Raw genomic sequence first — 16,701 nt, forward strand, 5'->3', positions numbered from 1 at the left:
AACCACTTACTATAACAAATTAAATTGTTGCTGACTAATTAAACAGGGTTACGCTTTTAAATCTAGCATAAGTGCTAGCAGCTCCCTTTTCTCTTCGGCTGATAAACCGACACTTCTTGCTTTGGCCTGCAGGTTTTCAATTTGCTTTTCTACGCACTGGGCAATAATTTTATCCAGTGAGTCTAAAAATATTTCTTCTTGGTTGTCTTCGTCGAGCGGAATATCCCAGCTCGCAAGACGAGACAGAAGTGCCTCATTCTGGCTGTTGCGCCAGTGCTCTAATAATTGGCCTGTGTTGATATGGGGATGCGCCTGGCATTTATCAAGTACATCTGCAAATAAACTTAGGCCTGGTATGGATAAGTCTCTCACTGAGGAAAGGTCCGGTACCATTTGAGCATAGCTCGGATTTTGAATAAGTAGAGCTATAACCTCACGCATAGGAGTCCGTTTGATCTCTTTGTGCGGTTGAGGTCGAGTTTCACTTATCTTTTTACGAGGCTGACGTAGGCGGTTATCAAACCCCGTGCGCTCATCCAATAGTTTTTCGAGCAACTCCTGAAAGTATGGGTCAGGAATCTTGTCAATCAAGGCGCTAGCGTATGCTCTCAACGCAGACTTACCTTCGTTGTTACCCAAATTGATTTGGTGTAACTCAATCAAGTTGTCAAAAAGGTAGCTCGATAGTGGTGTCGCTTGTTCTATTTGTTGCTCGAACGCTGCTTTGCCGTATTTACGAACGTAGCTGTCTGGGTCTTCCCCATCAGGTAAGAATAAGAACTTCAATGTGTTCCCGGTTTTGAGGAACTGAAGTGCGTTTTCTAACGCTCGCCATGCCGCTTCTTTACCTGCTCGGTCGCCATCGTAACAACACACCACGGTATTGGTTTGGCGGAACAACATTTGAATATGATCGCCCGTTGTCGAGGTACCTAGCGACGCGACGGAATAATCTACGCCGTATTGAGCCAGAGCGACAACGTCCATATAGCCTTCAACCACCAAAATTTGTGCTGGTTCACGATGCGCTTGTAACACTTCGTACAGGCCATAAAGCTCTTTGCCTTTATGGAATATTGGCGTTTCCGGTGAGTTGAGATATTTTGGCGTGCCTTCACCAAGTACTCGACCACCAAAGCCAATTACGCGACCACGACGGTCACGAATTGGAAACATAATACGACCACGAAAGCGGTCATAACGGTTGCCTTTGTCGTTTTCAATCAGCATGCCACCAGTGACAAGCATGTCTTGATTGTCTTTATTCTGGCCGAAGTTTTTACGGACTAAATCCCATTCGTCAGCCACGTAACCAATGCCAAATTTCTGAACGATTTCACCAGATAGACCACGGTCTTTTAGGTATTCAATCGCGACCTTGCTCGAAGGTTGTTTGAGTTGGTTACGGTAAAACTGGGCAATGCTACCCATTAAATCGTATAGGCTGCGTTTTTCACTGCTACTTGCTTGCGGTCCAGATTTGAACTGACCACTGCCACCACTACGTTGTTCACGAGGAACGTCCAAACCTAGATAAGAGGCAAGTTCTTCAATCGCTTCAACGAACTCTAGGCGTTCAAACTCCATCATAAAGTCGATGGCGTTGCCATGTGCACCACAGCCAAAACAGTGATAGAACTGCTTCTCTTGGCTCACACTGAATGACGGTGTTTTCTCGTTGTGGAATGGGCAACAAGCGCCGTAGTTTTTGCCTTTTTTCTTAAGTTTCACGCGTGCGTCGATAATATCGACAATATCAAGCCGAGCTAGAAGGTCATCAATAAAACTGCGAGGGATGTGTCCAGCCATAAAACCTAACAAAAAAGAAAAATCATGATTGGTGCGAATGGGTTATAGAGAAAAGCATGTGCGAGACTTTGTTTTATTCCATTCTGCCAGATACAAACAAGCCGTGCGTTCCAAAGGATAGCACGGCTTGCTGCAATTGGGTGGGGTATTAAACCAATTTAGCGCGAACTAAACCGCTTACTTTACCCATATCTGCACGCCCTTGAATTTGTGGTTTCAGAACGCCCATTACTTTGCCCATGTCTTGCATGCCAGCTGCACCAGATTCTGCAATTGCTTTCTCGATAAGAGCAGCAACTTCTTCTTCTGTCAGTGGTTGAGGCATAAATTCCTCAAGAACTGTAATTTCTGCTTGTTCCACATCAGCAAGATCTTGACGACCAGCTGCTTCGTACTGCGTAACAGAGTCGCGACGCTGCTTAACCATTTTAGTCAACACAGCAAGAATGTCGTCATCGTTCAGAGTGATCTGCTCGTCAACTTCACGTTGCTTGATTGCTGCTAAGGCTAAACGAATAGTACCAAGGCGCAATTTGTCCTTGGCTTTCATCGCTAATTTTTGCTCTTCTTTGAGTTGATCAATGAGAGCCATAACTAAATTCCTTTTGGGAGCTCAGTTATTAGTACAGGCGAACGCGACGAGCGTTTTCGCGAGCTAGCTTCTTAGCGTGACGCTTTTGAGCTGCTGCTTTAGCGCGTTTGCGAACTGTAGTTGGTTTTTCGTAGTGCTCACGACGACGCACTTCAGAAAGGATACCTGCTTTTTCGCAAGAGCGCTTGAAACGACGTAGAGCAACGTCGAACGGTTCGTTTTCACGTACTTTAACTACTGGCATATGCCTTTCACCTCAGGGGTTATTCGTTAACGCTGGCATTCAACAGACCAAATCATAATTGTTTGGTCACTTACCAGCTTGATCAAAAATGGTGCGGAATTTTAATCCGATCACAACAGCTTTGTAAAGCCTTTTGTCGTTTATTGTCTGTACAAAATTTGTTTGAAGCACCAAGGCGAGGTAATATGACGCCCAAATTTCCTCTATACAGAAAGCATACTGAGAAAACCATGCGCATTATTGGTATCGAAACCTCTTGTGACGAGACAGGAATCGCGATTTACGACGATGAAAAAGGCCTGTTGGCGCACAAGCTTTACAGCCAAGTAAAACTTCACGCGGATTACGGCGGCGTGGTGCCAGAGTTGGCTTCACGTGACCATGTAAAGAAAACCATTCCTCTTATTAAAGAGGCACTAAAAGAAGCAAACTTAACATCCCAAGACATCGACGGCGTGGCTTACACGGCCGGTCCTGGTTTGGTTGGTGCTTTGCTAGTGGGTGCAACCATTGGTCGTAGTATTGCTTACGCATGGGGTGTGCCTGCTGTTCCTGTTCATCACATGGAAGGTCATTTACTTGCGCCAATGCTAGAAGACAACCCACCACCATTCCCATTTGTGGCGGTGCTGGTTTCTGGCGGTCACTCGATGATGGTGGAAGTAAAAGGCATTGGTGAATACAAGATTCTAGGCGAATCCATTGATGATGCAGCCGGTGAAGCATTTGATAAGACGGCTAAGCTGATGGGGCTAGATTACCCAGGCGGTCCTCTGTTATCTAAGCTAGCAGAGAAAGGTACTCCGGGTCGCTTTAAGTTCCCACGACCAATGACCAATGTGCCGGGTTTGGATATGAGTTTCTCGGGTTTGAAAACCTTCACGGCAAACACGATTGCAGCGAATGGCGATGACGAGCAGACTCGTGCTGATATTGCATACGCTTTTGAAGAAGCCGTTTGTGCAACGTTGGCAATCAAATGTAAGCGTGCATTAGAGCAAACCGGTATGAAGCGCATCGTTATTGCTGGTGGTGTAAGTGCGAATCGTCGCTTGCGTGCAGAGCTTGAGAAGCTTGCGAAGAAAATCGGTGGTGAAGTGTATTACCCACGTACCGAGTTCTGTACTGACAACGGTGCAATGATTGCGTATGCAGGTATGCAACGTTTGAAGAACGGTGAAGTTGCAGATATGTCGGTAGAAGCGCGTCCGCGCTGGCCAATTGACCAGCTAACGCCAATCGCGTAATCAAACCTTGTATATTGACTGGCCTCTATTTATAGAGGCCTTTGTTTTTGTGGTTTATTTTCCCAAGAAAAAGGCGCGAGATTTCCAGACTGATGTGAGCAGTTTTCTTTGTGTTCAGTGATAGGATGACGCGGAAGAATAATAAATGGATATAACAATGAAGAAGTTTGAAATTGAAGGTCAGCAACTTGCTTACCTAGACAAAGGCGAAGGGCCTGTGCTGCTGTTTGGACATAGCTATTTGTGGGATTGCCAAATGTGGGCGCCTCAAATTGAAGTTTTGAGTCAGTCCTATCGTTGTATTGTGCCTGACTTATGGGCGCATGGTGAATCGGACGCCGCTCCTGCTTCGACCACGTCTTTAGTTGATTATGCCCAACACATGCTGGCGCTAATGGATCATTTGGAAATCGACAAATTTTCCATTGTTGGCTTATCTGTTGGCGGTATGTGGGGTGCGGAACTGACCGCTCAAGCCCCACAACGAGTGAAGTCATTGGTGTTGATGGATACCTTTATTGGTTGGGAACCAGAAGTGACGCATAAAAAATACTTTGCGATGCTAGATACCATCAGCCAAGTTCAAGGTGTTCCTGGGCCTATTATCGAAGCCGTTGCACCACTGTTCTTTGCGAATAACGCGGATCAAGTTCACCCAGAATTGGTCGCTTCATTTAAACAAAGCCTTGAATCGCTAACAGGTGAGCGAGCTGTAGAAGTTGCTCGTATCGGTCGCATGGTGTTTGGGCGACGTGATGTGATTGAAGATGCAGAAAAAATTGCACTGCCAACATTGATCGCAGTTGGTCGAGAAGATAAGCCGCGTCCGGTATTTGAATCTTACCTAATGAATGACTGCATTACGGGCAGTGAATTGGTGGAGATTCCTGAAGCGGGTCATATCAGTTCGCTTGAACAGCCCGAGTTTGTGAATCAGATGCTGTTGAGCTTCCTAAACAAAGTTCACGCTTAAAATGCATTTAAAAACTCGGCGTTATGCCGAGTTTTTTTCTGTCAGTTTCTTTTCACCAATTTTAGGCTCTTCACCCGAAAGTAAACGACGAATGTTTTGATGATGTTTAAACACGATTAGACAACACAACATGGCAACGGGCAGGGTGTATTGCGGTTTGAACATCCAAGTATAAAACGGTGTGACTAACACAGTGACGAGTGCGGCAAGGGAAGAGTAGCGAAACAGGACTGCAACCGAGAGCCAAGTCAGCATTACTAGGCCTGTAAGGTCTAAGCCAATTGGAGCAATGGCACCAAGCGCGGTAGCGACGCCTTTACCCCCTTTAAAGTGGAAGAAAATTGGGTACATGTGACCAAGGCACGCCGCGATAGCAATAACGCCAAGAATGATAGGATCGATACCAAGAAAGTACCCCCCCCAAACTGGAATCGTCCCTTTGAGCATATCGCACAACAACACCGATACGGCCGCGCCTTTTCCGCCAATGCGCAATACATTGGTCGCGCCTGGATTGTTTGAGCCAACGTTACGAGGGTCTGGCAGTTTTAACAGGCGACAAATCAACACCGCACTGGAAACAGAACCCAGTAAGTAGGCGGCCATTGTCATTATTAGTGCCAGTGCGTCCATAGAAGTCCTTGATGGATTGGAAATTAATGCTCAGTTCCCGCGTAGTTGGTATCATAGCCTGATTCAGCGGTGAGCTGAAATACTCTCTGCGATAGAGCTTGCATTATGTGAGTTCTTGTATATAAAGATGCAGCGCAGTTTATACCTAAGTAACATTTCGATGACCTAGCCAAAGGTTACTTAGGTATAGAATATTACGATCAAATTACCCCTGACGGGTATCCGACCTCTGTAAAGAAGGACATAAGATGGCTCTGGATAAAGTATTTATTGAACAGTTAGAAGTAATCACCACGATTGGCGTGTATGACTGGGAACAACAAATTAAACAAAAGTTGGTTCTGGATATTGAAATGGCGCACGACAACAAGCCTGCGGGTAAAAGTGATGATGTTCAAGATGCCTTAGATTACTCACAGGTGAGTGAAGCAGTATTAAATCATATTGAAAATGGTCGCTTCTTGTTGGTAGAGCGCGTGGCGGAAGAAGTTGCAGAACTTATCATGCAACGCTTCAGCGTTCCTTGGGTGAAGATTCGTTTAGCGAAACCGGGCGCCGTTCCTCAGGCACGATCTGTTGGGGTTGTGATTGAACGAGGCCAAGCATGATCACCACTTATATCGGTGTGGGGACAAACATAGACAGAGAGCAACACGCTAAGGTTGCCTATCTCGAGTTGCAGAGGCTCGGCGAAGATCTCCTCGTCTCACCGATATACGAATGTGAACCTATCGGCTTTAGTAGCCAAAACTTCTACAACTTTGTGATTGCGATGCGCACAAAGTTGTCACTCGAAGAGTTGAGTCACCACTTACGTGAGATTGAATATAAGTGGGGGCGTGAGGAAAATGCGCAAAAGTATCAGGATCGAACACTGGATCTCGATATAGTACTCTTCGGTGAGTGCATCTCGACACAAAAACCGGAGCTACCTCGCAGTGATATCTACAAATATCCTTTTGTCACAAAGCCCTTGTATGATCTCGAACCTCACTTAGTGATCCCCGGCGATGGACGCACTGTAGCCGACATTTGGCATGCTATGCAGCCCGTTGATTCACTCAAACCAGTTTCTTTTTCACTTTAAATTTGAGTTGTTTACATGAGTTATTTTGAAGCCTTTATTTTGGCTCTGATTCAGGGTCTGACAGAGTTTTTGCCCATTTCCAGCTCTGCGCACTTGATCCTACCCTCTGCTATTTTCGGCTGGGCCGACCAAGGTCTAGCGTTTGATGTGGCAGTACACGTCGGCACATTGATGGCGGTTGTAATTTATTTCCGCCACGAAGTGATCACTTTATTCCAAGCATTGTTTGCTTCGATCTTCAAAGGTGATCGCAGTAAAGAAGCAAAACTGGCATGGATGATCGTGATCGCGACGATTCCGGCGTGTGTGTTCGGTTTGCTGATGAAAGACGTTATCGAAGTCTACCTGCGCAGTGCCTATGTGATTGCGACAACCACCATCGTGTTCGGTTTGTTGCTTTGGTGGGTGGATAAGAATGCCAAGCTTGTTGCCGATGAGTACCAAACTGGCTGGAAGAAAGCGGTGTTTATTGGTATTGCTCAAGCACTTGCGATGATCCCTGGAACTTCACGTTCTGGCGCAACGATCACAGCCGCTCTATATTTGGGCTTCACTCGTGAAGCGGCAGCGCGTTTTTCATTTTTGATGTCGATTCCTATCATCACATTAGCTGGTAGCTACTTGGGTATGAAGCTGGTTACCAGCGGTGAGCCTGTGCACGTTGGCTTTTTGCTGACTGGTATTCTGACTTCATTTATTAGCGCTTACATCTGTATTCACTTCTTCTTGAAAATGATTTCACGCATGGGCATGACGCCATTCGTGATTTACCGTCTGATTCTAGGTGTAGGCCTATTTGCATTCTTGCTTAGTGCTTAATCCTTGAAAATAAAAACGCCCGCTCAATTGAGCGGGCGTTTTTGTTTTGGCGTTACTTATTTAAAGCGACTTTGACCGCTTCAATACGTCGTTTTTCTTGTTCATCACGAATAGCTGGACCTTTGAAGCCATCCTGAATGATGGCTTGCACATCTACTGATGCCGCAGCTTGATAGGCCAGCATGAAAATATCCGCTTGTGGATACGGTAGATTTTCTAAACCTTCGCGGCCTGCGTGATCCGCTTGGCAGCAAATTAGAATGTCTTTTAGGCGCTCCGACTTGCGCCATACATCAAACTTGTTCAGGATTTTGATGATGGTTTGCGGCTTTAACTCTGCGGCGCGATGAATGTTGGAGTGTTGCTCGCAGACCATGAGCGCTAAATCTTTAAATTCATTCGGTACACGTACACGTTCGCACAGTTTTTTAATTAGCTTCAAACCGGTATGACAATGCATTTTATGGCTTGGCCATTCGCTCTCTGGTGTCACACCTTTCCCTAAGTCATGCACCTGTGCGGCAAATCTAACAGGGAGGGACGTGCTCAGCTTTGCGGCTTGCTCTGCTACCATCAACGTATGGATACCCGTATCGATCTCTGGATGCCATTTTTCAGGTTGAGGCACCCCAAACAACGCATCGATTTCTGGTAGCACGACGGCTAACGCGCCGCAATCTCGCAATACTGATAAAAACACATCGGGACGAGGCGTTGAAAGCGATTTATGCCACTCTTGCCACACGCGTTCTGGGGTTAGCGTATTGAGTTCACCAGAGTCTGCGATGTCGCGCATGAGTTGCATGGTTTCTTTTGCTACCGTAAATCCCAGCGAGGCAAGTTTTGCAGCAAAACGTGCGACCCGAAGTACTCTAAGGGGATCTTCCACAAAAGCATCCGATACATGACGCAATATGCGATTATTCAAATCGGCTTGGCCGCCATAAGGATCGTACAGCTGGCCGCTATCATCCATCGCCATGGCATTAATGGTTAAATCACGGCGAATCAAATCCTCTTCTAGCGTGACGCTTGGATCGAAGAAACAGTCAAAGCCCGTGTAACCTGAGCCTGATTTTCTTTCGGTTCGTGCAAGTGCGTGTTCTTCTTTATTTTTAGGATGAAGAAAAACAGGAAAGTCTTTTCCGACGGCAGTGTATCCTTGAGCAAGCATCATTTCTGGTGTGGCACCGACTACCACCCAATCGTTGTCATAACTGTCAATGCCGAGCAATTGATCTCGAACTGCGCCACCTACTAAATAAACTTGCACGAATTACCTCTGAATTTATGGATATGACGTTGGACATTGTAGCAAGCAATGGTACTTTTCTTTACTCCCAAGAACAGATGCAACTATGTTTACATCATATTTGATTCTTTTGGGATGGGTTTTTAGCTGGAGATCCTAATGTATAAGGACTTTTTTGGGTTTGTTGAACAGCCGTTTTCGATTGTTCCAAACTCACGTTATTTGTATTTAAGCCAACGTCATAAAGAAGCGATCACGCACCTCAATGCGGGATTGGGCGACGGCGGTGGTTTTGCCATGCTGACCGGTGAGGTAGGAACAGGCAAAACGACAGTGGCCAAAGCTATGCTCGCGAATTTAGATGAAAACACCAAAGCGGGGCTGATTCTCAATCCGACTTTTTCGAGCCGAGATCTGCTAGAAGCGATTTGCGATGAATTTAAGATCTCTTATCCGCAGGATGCGACGTTAAAACAGCTAAACCAAGTCATACATCATTATTTGCTGCGTAACCACAAGGTGGGTTGGCAGACGTTGCTCGTCATTGATGAGGCTCAACATCTTGCTGCCGATGTACTTGAGCAACTGCGCTTGTTAACGAACTTAGAAACCGATACCAGAAAGCTGCTTAAAGTGCTGTTGGTAGGGCAGCCAGAATTGCAACGCTTGTTACAGACTACGCAGTTGCGTCAGCTCGCACAGCGTATCACTGGCCGTTATCATCTGTTACCTCTTGATGAGAAAGAGACTGCGGATTACATCGCGTTTCGTTTGCACACGGCTGGTGGCGATCAGCAACTGTTTCATCGCAGTTCCAGTAAGTTGATTGCGAAGTATAGCCATGGCATTCCGCGTCTCATCAACCTGATTTGTGATAAAGCATTGAATATGAGTTATCACCAGGGCAGTGTCGTTGTCGATAAACAGACGGTGCAACAAGCCTGCGAAGAAGTCATGCAGTTTCAGGCGGACATTTACCAGCAAGATAAACCTCGTCAATCATTTACATGGCCAGCGTGGGGATCGGCTGCTATTGGTGTTATGGCTGCGGTTGGCGTCGGCTGGGCTGCAATAAATTACATGCCAGTGAAGCCTAAGACTCCGATGTCGGAAGTCCCCGTTGCTGCGTCTTCGTCTACTCCTGCTCCTCTTATGGCAAGTGAGCAGCTAACTGATGTACAGCGCGATATGCTGTTGGCGCAGAAACAATCCAATCTTGCCGTGAATGATCTTTACCGCCTTTGGGGATATCGAGCATCAGTGCGCGATAATCTTTGCTTGTCTGAGCCTCAATCCACCATGCGTTGTGAAAGAAAAATGGCAACCTGGCCCTTGCTGATGCAGCAAAATCGACCGGTTATTTTAGAGCTGAATTATCAAGGCGATGTTGGTTACGTGATTTTGTATGCGGTTGGCAACGACCAAGTAGAAGTGCTCAATGGCAAACAGCGTCTGCGTTTGCCTGTTTCGTGGCTGAAACCAATGTGGCAGGGCAACATCATTGAATTGTGGCAAGCGCCGCTTAAAGAGACGTTGCGTTTAGATATGGAAGGGCCGGCGATCGAAGTGCTTGACCAATTGCTTGCCAAAGCGGTCAGTGAATCACCATTGGAAACGTCCATTTTTGACGGTGCGTTAAAAGAGCGAGTGGAACTGTTCCAACGTTGGCAGGGCATCGGTGTGGATGGCATTGCGGGTCATCGCACGTTAGAGCGCTTACAACAAAGTGTGCAACCTAATGCGCCAACACTAGCAAGCATTAACAAGGAGGAGGCGTAATGTCAGTCATCAAACATGTTGGACTCTTTCTTGTGCCTATTAGCGTGTCAGCGATTGCGGTTGCGTGGCATTTAGATTTGCTTACGCCAGAGACTCAAGCGGTTACGCCAGAGGTAGTGGTGGCGGAAGCCGTACAACCATTTGAAGTTTTAGATTATCCAGAATCAACAGATCTTGCTCAACTGCCACGAGAATGGCCGAGTGCCGAGTTATCTCGCGACATTGGGACATTCTTGCAACCCTCCGAGTATGCCAACGAGGGTGAGGCTCTAGATCCGACAACGGCTACACCCGTAACGAGCACTGCATCTACGCATCGTCGTGACGACTTAGGTTTGTCATTGGATGATCTAGACTTGTCTTCCTTGTCTCCAGATCTCGCCAAAAAAGTGGAAAATGCGCTGTCTCAAAACGATGCGCCGACTTCTGCACCGTCACAGGTGAATGACTTGGAGCGCAATGCGCAGCAGTGGCAAGGACGTCTTCCAGCCCTTAATTTGCAAACGCACATGTATGCCAGTGATGCCAATCGTCGTTGGGTGAAAATCAATAACGTGGAGTATCACCAAGGGGATGTGGTGGATGGACAAGTCACGCTGAAAGAGATTCAGCCGCAGGCTGTCATTGTCGAATTCCAAGGTGAGCAAATCCGAATCCCTGCGCTTTACGAATGGGATGGTTAGTACTCTCGCGTGAAACCATTAGATAAGCAAAAGGCCACATGAATGTGGCCTTTTTCGTATCCGCTATGTGCAAACCGGTAGTTTGCGGGGCAGTTATGCCCAACCTGCAGGTGATTTCTTTCTGCGTGGAATGATATGAGGAAGAATCAAACCAAATAAAAGACCAAGGCCGGCTACACCGCCACCGTAAGTGAAGTACTTAAGCAGCATGTCATCTTTTTGTGTATCCAGCTTGGCGCGAAGTTCACGGTTTTCTGTTTCAACAGAAGTGAGCTGGTCGCTGATCTCAGAGTATTTTTTCTCTAGATCTGTAATTTGTTGGTTACGAGTTTCTAGTGATGTTACTAGACCCGCTTTCTCGGTATCAGAAGTTTGACGAGCATTTGCTAGCTGTTCTTTCACTTCTGACAGCTCTTTCTCAATACGAGGAAGGCGAATTGCCATGCTTTCTTGATTTGTCACAAACTTGCTTTGTACCCAACCAGTGCGGCCGCGGTCATCACGAACTTGCGTGTAGCCTGTATCTTTGTTGGCTTGTAAAAGCTGAACTTTAGAGCCAGCGTTAATGCTGCCAATGATACGGTAAGTGTTGTTTGGACCTGAGTGCATGAAAGTGAATAGGTCATCAGAAATATAACGGTTTGCTGCTAGTGCCGCTGGTGCTGCTAGCAAAGCAAACAAAACCGTGATGATTAGTTTTTTCACAGTAAATCCCTTAACGATTTTCTTGGATACAGCGTTGGCACCGAATGATTGGAGCCGGAAATAGACGAATAGTATGCAGTTTCAAAGTTCGGTGCAACAAAGAAGGGAGGCAAAGCCTCCCTTTCTGTGCGTTTGAGTCAATAATGACAAAGCGCTTACATTCTATTGACGGATGTATTAAGAGAACATCGCTTGAATGCCGTAGAAGAATACGACAGCCAATAGTGCACCTGCTGGTAGCGTAACAATCCATGAAGCCACGATGTTACGTACTACACCTAGGTTTAGCGCCGCGATACCACGTGCAAAACCTACACCTAGAACCGCACCAACCAGTGTTTGAGTGGTAGAGATTGGCAGACCAGTACCTGATGCCAATACAACCGTACATGCAGTTGCAAGCTGAGCAGCAAAACCACGGCTTGGTGTTAGTTCAGTGATGCCTGTACCAACGGTTGCCATTACTTTGTGGCCCATTGTTGCAAGACCGACAACAATACCGATACCGCCCAATGGAAGAATCCACCATGCGATAGTGCTTTTCGCTGTAACCTCACCCATATGTTCAACAGTCGATACTACTGCAGAAAGAGGACCAATCGCGTTTGCTACGTCGTTTGAGCCGTGAGCAAATGCCATCGCACAAGCTGTGATTACCATTAGAACGCTGAAGATACCTTCTACGCCAGCAAAGCTGCGGTCTTCTTCACGGTTAGCGAATTTTTTCTGGATGTAGAAGTAGCCGCCAGCCATAACAAGTGCAGATACCGCTACTGCCCACATCCACGCTTCGCCGTTAGTCAGGTGAAGACCAACGTGCTTCAGACCTTTTTTGATGGTTACAAGTGCAATCACCATTGTCGTGATGAACATGTAAACAGGAACGAAACGTTTTGCGTTGAATAGTGGATTCTCAGTATCAAAAATCAGACGCTGTGCGCTGACGAAAATGACGTAAGCAAAGAAGCCTGAGATAACCGGAGTAATGATCCAGCTACCGACAATCCCTTGAACGCTGCTCCAGTCAACCGCTTCAGTACCTACAGACACACACGCAAAACCGATGATTGCACCGATGATAGAGTGAGTCGTTGATACAGGCCAGCCCATGTAAGAAGCAAGCAGTAGCCATGTACCAGCAGCAAGAAGTGCTGACATCATACCGAAGACAAGAATGTCTGGTTGGCTAGCAAAGAGAGATGTTTCGATAACACCTTTACGGATAGTGTCGGTTACTTCACCGCCTGCAAGGTATGCACCCGCAAATTCGAAGATCATCGCAATGATGATAGCTTGTTTTACGGTTAGCGCTTTTGAACCTACTGATGTACCCATCGCATTAGCAACGTCGTTCGCGCCAATACCAATCGCCATCATGAAACCAAAAATCGCTGCAACAATAATCAGGACAGTGCCGTAGTTCGCAAGGATATCCATCGTAATACCTAGTTGTTTTATAACAAGCGGAGCAAAATTTTACGCGCGCCAAACCATAAGACGGTGAAAATAGTCATCGTCCATCTGACACGTGTTCATTATGCTCTTCGTTATGTCGTTAACTTATGTTTTAAGATCGAGATAGCATCACTTCCAAACGAGCACCTACGCGCTGCGCTTGGTCGGCAATACCACCTACCCATTCAAGAATCTTGTACAAGAACATGACATCGATAGGGTTCATTTCAGATTCAATCGCCATCAGTTGTTGGCGCAGTTCAATCTGCATGGCATCGGTATCATCTTCAATAACGTCCAACTGATGAATCATTTCAGCGACGAGCGTCACTTCGCGGCCTTTGAAGCCGGTTTCTAGCAGTTCATCAAGTTCATTGATTACTTTTTGCGCTTGGTTAGCAGCATCAAGACAACGTTGAACGTAAGCGAGGAAGTTTGGTTGGAGAGCCTCAGGAATGACAAGTTGTCGACCATATACACGGCCAGCAATGTCTTTTGCCAGGTTAGCAAGTTTGTCCTGTTGAGTCAGAAGCTCAAGCATGTCAGTACGATCGACTGGCATAAACAAACCGCGAGGCAGTTTTAGACGGATTTCACGTTTTAGCACGTCCGCTTCTTTCTCTAGATGAGAAATTTGTGCACGGATCTCAGATGCTTTTTCCCAGTCACCCTTTGAAGAAACTTCAAAGAACTTCACCAGGTGTGAACAACATTCGTTGACACACACAACGTGGCGTTGCAAAGGCTTAATTGGGGACTTTGCAAATAACCCCATAATTGTATTTACTGGCATGGTCATTCAACCTAATAACTATAACCTTAAAAAAACATACACCATTTCTTAGTTCTTGGCGAAATGTTGAACGATGGCTATAAAGGCGCGCATGTTAACGCATTAAATGGCTCATTAAAACTGTTTTAGATCATCATTCGGGTGATATTTCTTTCTTGCCGTGCGAGAAATTAGGCAATATCCTGTTTCTATCTGCTTTGAAAGGTATAGCTATGGAAACCGAGATAGAACTGAAGTTTTTTGTTTCTCCTGAATTTTCAGAAACTTTACGAGCAAAAATTTCTGAAACAAAAGTACTTCAGCATAGTTGTCGTGACTTGGGTAACACCTATTTTGATACAGCCGACAATTGGCTAAGACAGCACGACATTGGTTTAAGAATTCGCCGTTTTGATGACGTTTTCGTCCAAACCGTAAAAACCGCAGGACGCGTTGTCGCAGGCTTACATCAAAGACCAGAATACAATGCTGAGCACACAAATAATGAACCGGATCTTTCGCTTCATCCTTCCGATATCTGGCCGTCAGGTAAAGATGTCGAGACTCTACAATCCGAGTTAGTTCCGCTTTTTTCGACCAACTTCACGCGTGAGCAGTGGCTGATTGGTATGCCAGATGGCAGCCAAGTAGAGGTCGCGTTTGACCAAGGCATGGTTGTCGCGCAAGGGGAAGACGGAGAAGAGAGACAAGAACCAATTTGTGAAGTCGAACTTGAACTCAAATCTGGCCAGACCGATGCACTATTTACCTTGGCGCGCAGTTTCTGCGAACAAGGTGGGATGCGTCTGGGTAACTTGAGCAAAGCCGCAAAAGGCTATCGCTTAGCGACTGGTTACACTGGCGACGAAGTGAAGCCGCTTTCTCTAGTGGACAGTAACAAAACAGACACCGTTGAATACTGCTTAATCAATTCACTTGAACATGCTTTGTCGCATTGGCATTACCACGAACAAATTTACTCAGAGCGCGACAGTGTGGAAGCCTTGCGTGAAATCAGTAACGCCATTCGTTTTATTCGCCAAACATTGACCATTTTTGGTGGCGTAGTGCCTCGTCGTGCGAGCGCTATCTTGCGTCAAGAATTGAAGTGGTTAGAAGAAGAGCTCGTTTGGCTTGATGAACATGCTCACCTTGAAGAGTTGCTTGATGATAAAGGTAACGTATTGCGCAAACTTGACGCGCGTAAGTTCCTTGTCTCTGAGTTGACTCAACAGTTGGAAGAGTTGCCAAGTCGTGAAGAGATGCTGACATTGTTGAGTTCGGCGCGTTACACAGGATTACTGCTGGATCTTAGCCGCTGGATCTTAGCGCGTGGCTGGCAGCCATTCTTGGATGAGAAAGCGCGCGAGAAGATGGCAAGCAACATCATGCCGTTTTCTGTGACGCAATTGGATCGTACTTGGGCTGAGCTGATGGAAGCTTTCCCTGCAGAGCGTGATTTGTCTGCGCAAGAGTATGTGGATCAGCGTTACCGTCTGCTGCGTAACCTTTACACTGGAATTGGTTTTGCGAGCTTGTACAACTTCGACGAGCGTAATAGCTTCCGCCTTCCTTGGGCTGACTTAGTGCATGGCATTGATGATCTGTTGATGCTGAACCATCTGTTGCCTTTGGTCGATATGCTGGAAAATGAAGAGAAAGAACAGCTAGAGCGTTGGCTGCACCGCCAAGAGCGTTCGATTCTTCATGCAATGGATCAAACAAGAGCAATCAGCGTAGAGACTCAGCCGTACTGGCGTGAAAAATAAGATAAGCGAGTGTAAAGCTGCGTTATCTTCATTAATTTAAAGAGAAATAGGACCGATAGGTCCTATTTTTTTGTCTGAATTTTGCGTTGCTGCATTTCCTCTTCGATAAGAGTTAGTCGATCAAGGATTTGTTCTTGCTGTTCTAATAGCTGTTCTAACATCCGCTCTTTGTTCTTAGAACGGTGATCTTGCTGTTTAGTCGGAGCGGTTAAAATCGACGTAATTACACCAGAGATCATACCGAAGATTCCCACTCCACAGACGATGATGATGACGGCTAAAAACTTTCCTCCAGAGGTCACAGGATAATGATCGCCATAACCCACAGTGGAGATGGTCACAAAGACCCACCACAAAGCATCAGCTCCAGTACGGATGTTCGCAGCTGGGTTTTTGGCTTCGATAAACAGCATGGCGGTGGAGCCGAGCGTTATGAGGATCACCATCAACAGTAATATGGACGCGACAGTGGTTTCTCGGCGGTTTTCTTTGAGCTGATGCAGAATGAACTTTGAAGAGCGCAGCACCAACACCACGCGCAAAATATGAAAGATGCGAGCAAAGCGTAATGGCTCGATCATTGGGATGCTGGCCACAAAATCTATCCAATGCAGCTTAATAAATGAACGTCGATCTGTGGAGCGGATCAAATCAATAGTGAGCTGCAATAGAAAAATACTACAGATTATAAAATCCAGACCGATAAGAACTTGACGGGTTTCGTTATCGATTGGAAAAAACAACAGGCCAGAGATCACAAATAACGCCATAAAGGACAAGATTAGTGACAACAGGCCCATCGGTCGAGTGCTGTCTTTGATATCATTATTTTTCATACGAAGCTCGAAATAAATCGCGTGATAGAACCCAAGCGCAAACATA

The 16,701-nt window shown here is 46.2% G+C and carries 17 protein-coding genes; 8 read left to right on the top strand and 9 right to left on the bottom strand.

Translation table 11 applies throughout. The features are described 5' to 3' along the window. Positions 1-48: 48 nt before the first annotated feature. The 3 genes from dnaG to rpsU all read right to left on the bottom strand — a co-directional run bounded on the left by dnaG (position 49) and on the right by rpsU (position 2,645). A complete protein-coding gene (gene dnaG, locus UF05_RS21315; protein ID WP_005453774.1) occupies positions 49-1,809 on the bottom strand; it encodes a DNA primase in 1,761 nt (586 codons plus the stop codon). 148 nt (positions 1,810-1,957) lie between these two features. After that, positions 1,958-2,401 carry a GatB/YqeY domain-containing protein gene (locus UF05_RS21320; protein ID WP_045544853.1) on the bottom strand — a complete coding sequence of 148 codons (444 nt, stop codon included), beginning with the start codon at positions 2,399-2,401 and terminating at the stop codon, positions 1,958-1,960. Positions 2,402-2,429: 28 nt separating this feature from the next. Next, the gene (rpsU, locus tag UF05_RS21325; RefSeq protein WP_001145625.1) at positions 2,430-2,645 is read right to left on the bottom strand and encodes a 30S ribosomal protein S21; all 216 of its coding nucleotides are present in this window, start codon (positions 2,643-2,645) and stop codon (positions 2,430-2,432) included. A gap of 230 nt (positions 2,646-2,875) precedes the next feature. Between rpsU and tsaD the strand changes: the two genes are divergently transcribed. Together tsaD and UF05_RS21335 are read left to right on the top strand one after the other, a co-directional pair. Next, entirely contained in the window at positions 2,876-3,892 is a 1,017-nt protein-coding gene (tsaD, locus tag UF05_RS21330; protein WP_011105657.1) for a tRNA (adenosine(37)-N6)-threonylcarbamoyltransferase complex transferase subunit TsaD, read from the top strand. 157 nt (positions 3,893-4,049) lie between these two features. Then, complete coding sequence (locus UF05_RS21335) at positions 4,050-4,865, top strand: alpha/beta fold hydrolase (protein WP_045544854.1); 816 nt, start codon at positions 4,050-4,052, stop codon at positions 4,863-4,865. A 21-nt stretch (positions 4,866-4,886) separates the two neighbouring features. Here UF05_RS21335 and plsY read toward each other — a convergent pair whose 3' ends face one another. Beyond that, a complete protein-coding gene (gene plsY / locus UF05_RS21340) occupies positions 4,887-5,498 on the bottom strand; it encodes a glycerol-3-phosphate 1-O-acyltransferase PlsY (RefSeq protein ID WP_005479185.1) in 612 nt (203 codons plus the stop codon). Between the two features lie 248 nt (positions 5,499-5,746). Here plsY and folB point away from each other — a divergent pair, with 248 nt between their 5' ends. Genes folB through UF05_RS21355 form a run of 3 tightly spaced genes read left to right on the top strand, consistent with a single transcriptional unit; the run spans position 5,747 to position 7,404 of the window. Further along, positions 5,747-6,106 carry a bifunctional dihydroneopterin aldolase/7,8-dihydroneopterin epimerase gene (gene folB, locus UF05_RS21345; RefSeq protein WP_005465889.1) on the top strand — a complete coding sequence of 120 codons (360 nt, stop codon included), beginning with the start codon at positions 5,747-5,749 and terminating at the stop codon, positions 6,104-6,106. Then, positions 6,103-6,585 (top strand): 2-amino-4-hydroxy-6-hydroxymethyldihydropteridine diphosphokinase, encoded by a 483-nt coding sequence (gene folK / locus UF05_RS21350; RefSeq protein WP_021454013.1) that lies wholly within the window; start codon positions 6,103-6,105, stop codon positions 6,583-6,585. The genes folB and folK overlap by 4 nt, the downstream gene beginning before the upstream one ends. A 15-nt stretch (positions 6,586-6,600) precedes the next feature. Continuing rightward, positions 6,601-7,404 carry an undecaprenyl-diphosphate phosphatase gene (locus tag UF05_RS21355; protein ID WP_005497040.1) on the top strand — a complete coding sequence of 268 codons (804 nt, stop codon included), beginning with the start codon at positions 6,601-6,603 and terminating at the stop codon, positions 7,402-7,404. A 52-nt stretch (positions 7,405-7,456) separates the two neighbouring features. On the opposite strand, the gene UF05_RS21360 is transcribed toward UF05_RS21355, so the two are convergent. Then, positions 7,457-8,677: a multifunctional CCA addition/repair protein gene (locus UF05_RS21360; RefSeq protein WP_025632252.1), complete on the bottom strand. Its 1,221-nt coding sequence runs from the start codon at positions 8,675-8,677 to the stop codon at positions 7,457-7,459. Positions 8,678-8,815: 138 nt separating this feature from the next. Between UF05_RS21360 and UF05_RS21365 the strand changes: the two genes are divergently transcribed. Beyond that, the gene (locus tag UF05_RS21365) at positions 8,816-10,435 is read left to right on the top strand and encodes an ExeA family protein (RefSeq protein WP_045544855.1); all 1,620 of its coding nucleotides are present in this window, start codon (positions 8,816-8,818) and stop codon (positions 10,433-10,435) included. Then, entirely contained in the window at positions 10,435-11,118 is a 684-nt protein-coding gene (locus UF05_RS21370; protein WP_025632255.1) for a general secretion pathway protein GspB, read from the top strand. Before UF05_RS21365 ends, UF05_RS21370 begins: the two co-directional genes overlap by 1 nt. Positions 11,119-11,211: 93 nt before the next feature. Here the strand turns inward: UF05_RS21370 and UF05_RS21375 are convergent, their stop codons facing one another. From UF05_RS21375 to UF05_RS21385, 3 genes are all read right to left on the bottom strand, one after another. Further along, the gene (locus tag UF05_RS21375; protein ID WP_045544856.1) at positions 11,212-11,823 is read right to left on the bottom strand and encodes a TIGR04211 family SH3 domain-containing protein; all 612 of its coding nucleotides are present in this window, start codon (positions 11,821-11,823) and stop codon (positions 11,212-11,214) included. Positions 11,824-12,000: 177 nt separating this feature from the next. Next, positions 12,001-13,260 carry an inorganic phosphate transporter gene (locus UF05_RS21380; RefSeq protein WP_005479165.1) on the bottom strand — a complete coding sequence of 420 codons (1,260 nt, stop codon included), beginning with the start codon at positions 13,258-13,260 and terminating at the stop codon, positions 12,001-12,003. 130 nt (positions 13,261-13,390) lie between these two features. After that, positions 13,391-14,071, bottom strand: coding sequence for a TIGR00153 family protein (locus UF05_RS21385; RefSeq protein ID WP_005479163.1), 681 nt, complete (start codon positions 14,069-14,071; stop codon positions 13,391-13,393). 212 nt (positions 14,072-14,283) lie between these two features. On the opposite strand from UF05_RS21385, the gene UF05_RS21390 reads away from it, so the two are divergent. Further along, the gene (locus tag UF05_RS21390) at positions 14,284-15,819 is read left to right on the top strand and encodes a CYTH and CHAD domain-containing protein (protein ID WP_021453945.1); all 1,536 of its coding nucleotides are present in this window, start codon (positions 14,284-14,286) and stop codon (positions 15,817-15,819) included. A gap of 62 nt (positions 15,820-15,881) precedes the next feature. Here UF05_RS21390 and UF05_RS21395 read toward each other — a convergent pair whose 3' ends face one another. Continuing rightward, positions 15,882-16,700 carry a potassium channel family protein gene (locus UF05_RS21395; protein WP_005497048.1) on the bottom strand — a complete coding sequence of 273 codons (819 nt, stop codon included), beginning with the start codon at positions 16,698-16,700 and terminating at the stop codon, positions 15,882-15,884. Between the last annotated feature and the right edge of the window lies 1 nt (position 16,701).

The organism is Vibrio sp. S457-15, assembly GCF_000960545.1.
In the GTDB taxonomy this organism is placed as follows: Bacteria; Pseudomonadota; Gammaproteobacteria; order Enterobacterales; family Vibrionaceae; genus Vibrio; species Vibrio parahaemolyticus.